This window comes from Streptomyces sp. NPDC007205 (assembly GCF_040634095.1).
Lineage (GTDB): Bacteria > Actinomycetota > Actinomycetes > Streptomycetales > Streptomycetaceae > Streptomyces.
Map to the genome: position 1 here is coordinate 1 of NZ_JBEYEW010000094.1, position 7,495 is coordinate 7,495.

The 7,495-nt window shown below is 64.9% G+C and carries 4 protein-coding genes and 4 pseudogenes; 4 read left to right on the forward strand and 4 right to left on the reverse strand.

Annotated features, from left to right (window positions below; translation table 11 throughout):
* Positions 1-558 precede the first annotated feature (558 nt).
* Positions 559-1,167, reverse strand: coding sequence for an SSI family serine proteinase inhibitor (locus ABZ624_RS41365; protein WP_360100638.1), 609 nt, complete (start codon positions 1,165-1,167; stop codon positions 559-561).
* A 1,493-nt stretch (positions 1,168-2,660) separates the two neighbouring features.
* Here ABZ624_RS41365 and ABZ624_RS41370 point away from each other — a divergent pair.
* Positions 2,661-3,326, forward strand: coding sequence for a class E sortase (locus ABZ624_RS41370; protein WP_360100647.1), 666 nt, complete (start codon positions 2,661-2,663; stop codon positions 3,324-3,326).
* A gap of 68 nt (positions 3,327-3,394) precedes the next feature.
* Here the strand turns inward: ABZ624_RS41370 and ABZ624_RS41375 are convergent, their stop codons facing one another.
* Complete coding sequence (locus ABZ624_RS41375; protein WP_360100641.1) at positions 3,395-3,745, reverse strand: hypothetical protein; 351 nt, start codon at positions 3,743-3,745, stop codon at positions 3,395-3,397.
* A 188-nt stretch (positions 3,746-3,933) separates the two neighbouring features.
* Between ABZ624_RS41375 and ABZ624_RS41380 the strand changes: the two are divergent.
* A pseudogene (locus ABZ624_RS41380) lies at positions 3,934-4,095 on the forward strand (hypothetical protein); the annotation flags it as partial.
* Positions 4,096-4,745: 650 nt separating this feature from the next.
* On the opposite strand, the pseudogene ABZ624_RS41385 reads toward ABZ624_RS41380, so the two are convergent.
* Positions 4,746-5,268: pseudogene (locus ABZ624_RS41385) on the reverse strand (IS6 family transposase); the annotation flags it as partial.
* A 190-nt stretch (positions 5,269-5,458) separates the two neighbouring features.
* On the opposite strand from ABZ624_RS41385, the gene ABZ624_RS41390 reads away from it, so the two are divergent.
* Complete coding sequence (locus tag ABZ624_RS41390) at positions 5,459-6,340, forward strand: peptidoglycan-binding protein (protein ID WP_360100644.1); 882 nt, start codon at positions 5,459-5,461, stop codon at positions 6,338-6,340.
* Between the two features lie 431 nt (positions 6,341-6,771).
* Positions 6,772-7,147: pseudogene (locus ABZ624_RS41395) on the forward strand (DDE-type integrase/transposase/recombinase); the annotation flags it as partial.
* Between the two features lie 68 nt (positions 7,148-7,215).
* On the opposite strand, the pseudogene ABZ624_RS41400 reads toward ABZ624_RS41395, so the two are convergent.
* A pseudogene (locus tag ABZ624_RS41400) lies at positions 7,216-7,374 on the reverse strand (transposase); the annotation flags it as partial.
* Between the last annotated feature and the right edge of the window lie 121 nt (positions 7,375-7,495).

Here is a 7,495-nt window from a genome sequence, read left to right on the forward strand (position 1 = left end):
TTGAGACTTCAGACATCTCGCTCAACAGTCCGAGGGCCTCGCCCGTTACTCGACCGGCCTCGTCACCCGATCGGTGGCCAAATTGAAAAGCCTCAGGGCCATCCAACTCGGCGATCTCCTTGCCGAGAGCCAGCGGCCCCTTCGCGAGGCGAGCCTCCACGGCGGCCTGGAGGCCGTTGATCTGCCGCGTGGCAGCGATCTCGTCACCAGACCCCAGTGGCCCAGATCCCGGCTGATGAGGGCCTGGTAGGCGATGCCGAAAGGGCCCTCCGCGCGGCCTTTCCTCGCTCTGGCAGCTGACCGAAGCCCGGCGGCCGATCAGCACGGCGGCGCGGCGCCACTGAGGTCGACTGTCACAGGACGCCGTCAGATATCGCCCGCGCATCGCCGATCAACGTCGGCAGCCCAGTCTCGCCGTTTCTAACAGCAGCAATCGAATCGCTTCTCCTGCATGGGGGTCGAGTCCGCGAGATCCGGGCGGCCAGGCCCATGAGCCATCCAGCGGCTCACCCTCACCAGCTCGCGCCCGGAACCGAAGGCTGACGGAACCGCGACGGCTCAAAATGCGAAGACAGCGCCGGTGGTTTTCTGCAGTTCGCAGGAGTTTGTAAAGGTCTTCTCGTATGAGACCTTCTTGCCTCGCCACCAGCCCTGGGCAGTCACGGTCACAGGCTTGTAAATCTTGCAGCACAGGCCGTGTGGATTGACGTTGAGTTCCCCGAAGTCCCCTGCGACGGAATCCAGCGTCGGACACGCCTCCCGGGCCCCGGGATGCCCCACGCTCCACGTAGGATGACAACCCAACACTACCCACCGGTCCGGCGGCGGAGTGGGATTGATGCCAGACTGGGCCTTCGTCAATAGCATAGCCGTGACAGGGTTGCTTTTAACATCGCCGGTGGATGACTCGTCAGCTGCGGCAGAGGCCGCTGGCAGCAGGGTGGAAATTACTGCGGCAGCAGAAGCGACAGCAATAGCGCAGATACGCATAGGGCACTTTTCTCTTAATTGAAACTCAGCTAATGGATTGTGCTTCCTGAAGCATCGCACCAAACGCGGACGCGCGTCGCGAATACATCGAGAGCCCATTTGACTCTCACTCTTACCCACCCTCAGAGCTTGCAGTGGGAAGTACACGCCTACGAGAGCTGTATACGCCCGACGCATGACGATCAGGTGATCGAAACGAGTGAGGTGCTCCAGCCCTTCCGCTCACGCGGTTCACCGTGGAGATTCAGGTGCCGCCGCGAACGCGAGCCTGACGGTCAACTTGCCTGGCGGGGTGCGGCGATGTGCCGCATCTCAGCCAGTCGACGCAAGCGAAAGGGTGCGTACACACTGGGGCAAGGACCTGCCAGGGGGCCTGCCTGCGCCGCATAGCGGTAGTTGTCACCTCTGCAACAACGACGGGAGGGTGGTGCCAATCGGGTGACCTACGGCGTCACATGTCTCCTTTGGAAAGACTCTTCCTTCTGGGACGAGGTGTTGAACCCTCCTTCCTCCGCAGGGTCCCGTACCCCCTACCCTCGGTCGAGGGGGTACGGGACCCATAGCCGTACTCATGCCGCTGGGCTGATGGCACTTGTGGGTGCGCGCTTGTTCAGACGCCTCGACGTCCCAGCCCTCGGGTCGATCAGGACGCACAGACCCTGGATCACAAAAGGTCGTCAAACGAGTGCTGGCGGCGGGATGCCCATGTGTCGAATGCATGGTCGCCAGGGGCACCAGCCTCTGGCGGGTCATCGCCTGTTCGAATGGCCGGTTGGCAGGTCTGCGCCCGGCGCAATACTTCCTGGACCTGGGTGGCCGTCTCGTCGAGCGTCCTTTTGGGCTGAACGGAGCAGGCCAACTCTCAGATGGGTGGCCTTGAGAGAGTGCGGGACAGCGAGCGTCATAATATGCCTATTTAATGATACTTTATGAGTCAGTTTCCTATAATCTGGAGGTTGCGTTGTACGACAATGGGTCACAGCTTGCGGTGACGTTCGGCCTGGGCTGGTTCACGCTCCTCGCGGCGATTCTGGTGGTGAGCGGCTTACTGGGGCTGACTGCGCTCCAGAGCCGGCACAGGCAGAACTAGCAGGGGGGCGGTGTACATGAGGCTGAAGCGTTCAGGCTGCCTGACGGATGGTGCCGGCGGCCACAACGGGCGGATTCAGCTGGGCGGCGCAGGTGTATGCGTCTATCCGACCATCCGCAGCGGCCTCTGAAGCAAACGCCCCCAGCCTTCGGTAGATGCGGTTCATCTGTCGGCGTTACCGGGCTCGCCACGTTTCGCGCACCTCGGACCGCGGCCGGATTGTTCCGGCCGCGCCCTGAGGCCGCCTACGGGGGCCGCGGCACGTGTGCGGCTCGTCTATGAGGTTGAATTCGAATGTCACTGGCACAAGAGGAACCTGAGGCGCATATGACGCGCCATCCAGGTTTATATGTAGATATTATCGGTTCATGGTTTTGTTTGTTTGTGTCGTTCATCTGGTCGATAGAGGGGGAAGCAGACCGGGCGTTCACACGTTGTTCGCTCTGGCTCTCACCGGAGCCTGCTTGTGGTTCAGTCACAGCGTCCTACCAGTACTGCTCATCGCAGGACCGGCCGCTGCCGCTTTGTATCTTGCCCGGATGTACATGCGTAACAACCAGAAAGCGGGGTCCAATCCGTGATGCGCATCACCCAACAGGCGCGCCCTGCTCGCGCTCTGCTCGCGGCAATGGCTGGACTCGTCCTTGCAGCAGGGCTGGTGTTAGGCAGCTATACAGCCTGGCTGATTTGGGGCACCGACCCCCAGCCCAGTCGTCCTCAGCTGGTACGCACTGCCCGAATCGAACGTGACCTGACCCGTAGCAGCCGCGGCCCCGGCGCCTCTCCGAAAAGCAGCACGAACGCCAACGCAGTGATGCGCATCCCTGCCCTCGGCTCCCACTGGGCCTATCCCGTCTACAACGGCACGACCGACAAGCAATTGGCAAAAGGGCTGGGCCACTACACCAGCACCGCCAGCCCCGGAGAAATTGGCAACTACGCTGTTGCCGGACACCGCTCGTCACTCTCAGGGTTCGAGCCCTTCGCCGACCTGCCTGACCGTGTCAAACCGGGTGACAAAATCATCGTAACGGCCCCCACCGGCCGCTACACCTATGTCGTCACCAGCACTCAGCGTGTCTCGCCCGACGCCGACTGGGTCCTCCGCCCTGACCAAGGCCACGGCGCCAACCCGAGAGACCGCTTGATCACGCTCACCACCTGCACCCCCCGCTATGGCAGCACCGGCCGCTTCATCGTCTATGGCCGGCTCACCTCGCACCGGAGCCCGAGTGATGGATTGTGAGGACTGGCGTTGTCGGTAGTGACATATTGCGGTGGTCGGGCTTGATGTGCTTTGACGGACGTCCGTGATCAGGGGTTCGGCCCCGGGTGGATGTCCGTTATGGAGAGCATGGGGAAGAAGGAGCCCCGCCCTCGCTGGTCGTTCATGCCGGGTTCAGGGCCGAGGCCGTGGAGCTGTGCCGGTGTGGTGACCGCTCGGTCGGTCAGTTCGCCGAGGACTTCGGTCCGGCGGAGGCCGCGGTGCGCGACGGGGTCAAGCGGGCTGGGGCCGACGCGGGAGAGCGCGATGGCCTGACCAGCGGTGAAGGTGAGGGGCTGGCCGCGCTGCGGCGGGAGAACCGCCGGCTGCGGGAGGACGTGGAGGTCCTCAGGCGGGCCACGGCTTTCGACGCGAAGGCCGGTGACGGTGCACCCGTTCATCGAGGCGGAAAAGGCAGGGCGGTCACAGCATCAAACAGGCGTGTGAACTGCTGCAGGTCTCCCGTGCCGCCTTCTGCGCCCGCCGCACCGGTGCCCCAGGCCCCCGCGCCGTCCGTGACGCTGAGCTGACCGAGCAAATCACCCAGGTTCCTACGCGCTCGCGCGGAACCTGCTGAGCACCGCGGGCGCATGCCGTGCTCCGGCGGGAAGGCAGCGGATGTGGCCGCCGCCGTGCCGCGCGGCTGACCCGGACCGCCGGACTGGTCGGCCGGCACCGCAGACGACGGCGCCTCACCACGATCTCCGATCCACGGGCCGCCTTGCGACCCGCCCGCGGTCGGCCAGCGTGACTGGATCGGCTACCGGGACCACCAGACAGAAACCTGTGACGAGACGAGCCGAACGTCATCGTCCAGGTAGTCGCCGCCGGGGCCACAGCAGGACGCCGATGCCCTCGACGACATCCACAAACAGCTGACCCGCCAGCGCTTTCAGCCACCTTGAGCACATCGTCGACGGCGGCTACGTCACCCCGGACAGCATCCACCAAGCCGCCGTCACATGGGGCATCCCCGTGCTCGGGCCGGTCCGGGCCGACCTGCAGGCCGCCCAGCGGCCGGGCTTCACCAAAGAGGATTTCCACATCGACTGGGAGGCCCGCACCCTGGCCTGCCCGCACGGCATCACCAGCCCGCCCTGGAAACCAACCCTGGGCGACGGACACCCCCGCCTGTCCGTCTTCTTTCCTCGCAAGGCATGCCGGGAATGCGCGACAGGCTGGAGTACATCGGCAATATCGACGGCAAGGGGCGCCACATCTTCCTGCTGACCGAGCCCCAGCAGAAGATCCAGACGCAGGTGAGGAAGGACGAGAAAACCACCGACTGGCGGCGGCGCTATGCCATCCGCGCGGGCCGGTGTATGGGTGGGAAGTCCGCCGGGCTCCGTCTGGCTTCCAGTCCGGGTTTTCGCACTCCCTCGCCTGGTTGGGCTGACGGGGTGAGCGGAAGCCTTTCATCGCGCGTTCGCGCTGCCTCGTTGGCTGGTGGCTGTTCTCGGCGCGTTGTCGAGGCCCTTGTGGGAGCGGCGGTGTTGACGGATCAGCTCACGGTGCGCGGCGCCGCAGGAGCGGCACTCGTAGGTGACCAGCACCCGCGGTACCCGGCGCTGTTTCTTCATCAACTTGCCCATGAACCGCCTGGTGGCCCTGGCATCCCGTTTGGACTGCACGAGGATGTCGAGCACATGGCCGTCCTGATCCACCGCGCGCCACAGGTACTGCCACTCGCAGGGAGAGCCATTTGTCACCCGGCCTGCAGGGACGCAGGGCGACCGCGTACGCCGCGGCCGAACCGGTCACACCACTGCCGGACGCTCTCGTGAAAGACGACGATCCCGCGGGCCGGCAGCAACTCCTCGACCTCACGGAACCGCAGCGGAAAGCGGTGATACAGCCACACCGCGCGCGAAATGATCTCCACCGGGAACCGGAACCCACGGTACGACGGCAACCCCGTCACCACCGCAGCCCCACCCGTGAAGATCAACAAACCCGACAACCATCCCGGATCCGCGACGCCCTCAAGTTGACGACTCCGGCGTTCTCACTCGAACATGCCGGGCCATGACCGTCATGGTTCACCCTGGCTGATGGTTTTCGTGCCGTGTTGCCGGACAACGCTGAAGACGAACCCTGATCATCCAGGAGGCTACGTGTCCTTACCGCTGTCTGCCGCGAAGTTCCTGGACGCCCTCAGGCGCGAGGGCGTCATGGTCCGGCAACACGGCCACTGGCGCACACACAACCGCGACCACATGGGCCCCTTTTGCGATGTCCGGGGCATCATGCTCCACCACACGGCCGGCCGTGACTCACTGGAGTTAGTAATTAAAGGCTACATGCAGTTACCCGGCCCGCTATGCATCGGTCTCATCGCCAAGGACGGTACCGTCCACCTCGTCGGCTACGGCCGGACCAACCACGCGGGGCGCGGTTCGCTCCCCGTCCTGAACGACGTCACGGCCGACCGGAGGATTCCGCTCAGTCCAGGACGCGACCAGGTTGATGGCAACAGCTTCTTCTACGGCTTCGAAATCGAAAACCTCGGCGACGGCCGCGACCTGTACCCGCGGGCACAACTGGCGGCTGTCGAGCGGACGGCTGCCGCGATCTGCCGGGCCCACGACTGGCATGCCACATCGGTGATCGGCCACAAGGAGTGGACCAGCCGGAAAATCGACCCGTCGTTCTCTATGCCGGCGATGCGCAAGCGCATCGCCGGCCGCCTTGCCACCGCGGCCGCCGATAGTGACACCACCACGAGGAGCACGGCATCAGCCAGTCGATACGAGCCCTTTCCCGGCGCGGCGTTCTTCCGCACCGGCACCAACTCACCCATCATCACCGCGATGGGTGAGCGTCTCGTCGCCGTCGGCTGCGGCCGGTACACGGTCGGGCCCGGACCACGATGGGGCGAGGCCGACCGGGCCTCGTACGCGTGCTGGCAGCGCGAGCAGGGACGCACCCGCCAGGCCGCACACGGGTACCCCGATCGCCGGACCTGGGACCAGCTCAAGGTGCCCCGCCAGACCTGAAGCAATGAGAGGACAGCGGCGACTGGCAGGACGGTAACGCCTCATCCTTCCGCCCGACGGACAGGCCGGCTTCCCCGACAGTACCCGGCATCTGTCCTGTCCGTACGGCGGCGCAGCCCGGACCGCGTCCCTGCCGAAATACGGCGCGCCGGCGACACGCCCGGCATCCCGGTCCCGGCATGGACAAGGGGCAGGCCAGGGCAGCCATGACCTCATGAAAGTCCCACATAACCCGCCCACCACCCGTCGAACGATTACACGGCGGACTCTCCTCGCCGTCTGGGTGACGATCGCCTGGAAGCTCAAGGAAGCCCTTCCAGCCAGAGATACTGTGTGCGAGCTCGAGTGTCTGGCAGACGCCGTACGGCTTGGCCTCACCACAGCGTCGTCAACTTGAGGGTGTCGCGGATCCGGGATGGTTGTCGGGTTTGTTGATCTTCACGGGTGGGGCTGCGGTGGTGACGGGGTTGCCGTCGTACCGTGGGTTCCGGTTCCCGGTGGAGATCATTTCGCGCGCGGTGTGGCTGTATCACCGCTTTCCGCTGCGGTTCCGTGAGGTCGAGGAGCTGCTGCCGGCCCGCGGGATCGTCGTCTTTCACGAGAGCGTCCGGCAGTGGTGTGACCGGTTCGGCCGCGGCGTACGCGGTCGCCCTGCGTCCCTGCAGGCCGGGTGACAAATGGCACCTCGACGAGGTGTTCATCAAGGTCAATGGGGTGCGGCATCACCTGTGGCGTGCCGTCGACCAGGACGGGCACGTTCTCGACACCTTGATCCATTTCCCCCGGGACGCGAAGGCTGCGGAGCGCGGTTCATGGCCAAGCTCATGAAGAAGGCAGCGCCGGGTGACCGGAATGGCCCATGGTCAGGCCTCGCCGACCGGTCGGCTCTGCCAGTCAGTTACCTCGTCCGCGACCGCATCGGTGATCTTCCACGCCAGGGCCGCAGAGACCTCGCTGTCGTAGACCTCCTTCAGGTGCCCGGTGATGTTGCGAGTGGTCATGCCCCGTGCGTACAGCGAGAGGATCGTGTCGTCGACCTGGGCCAGATGCCGCTAGGGCCTGTTGTGAAAGTGCTGGTCATAGCCACTCGTTGATGGCTGCGACCAGCACGGTCGCTTCGTAGCGGACGGCGAGCTTGTCGTACCTCGTGGCCAC

Excerpts from the sequence above, each read along its gene's own strand:
- ABZ624_RS41370 (WP_360100647.1), top strand. The coding sequence starts at position 2,661 with ATGCGCATCACCCAACAGGCGCGCCCTGCTCGCGCTCTGCTCGCGGCA.
- ABZ624_RS41375 (WP_360100641.1), bottom strand. The coding sequence starts at position 3,745 with ATGAACGGGTGCACCGTCACCGGCCTTCGCGTCGAAAGCCGTGGCCCG.
- ABZ624_RS41365 (WP_360100638.1), bottom strand. The coding sequence starts at position 1,167 with ATGCGTCGGGCGTATACAGCTCTCGTAGGCGTGTACTTCCCACTGCAA.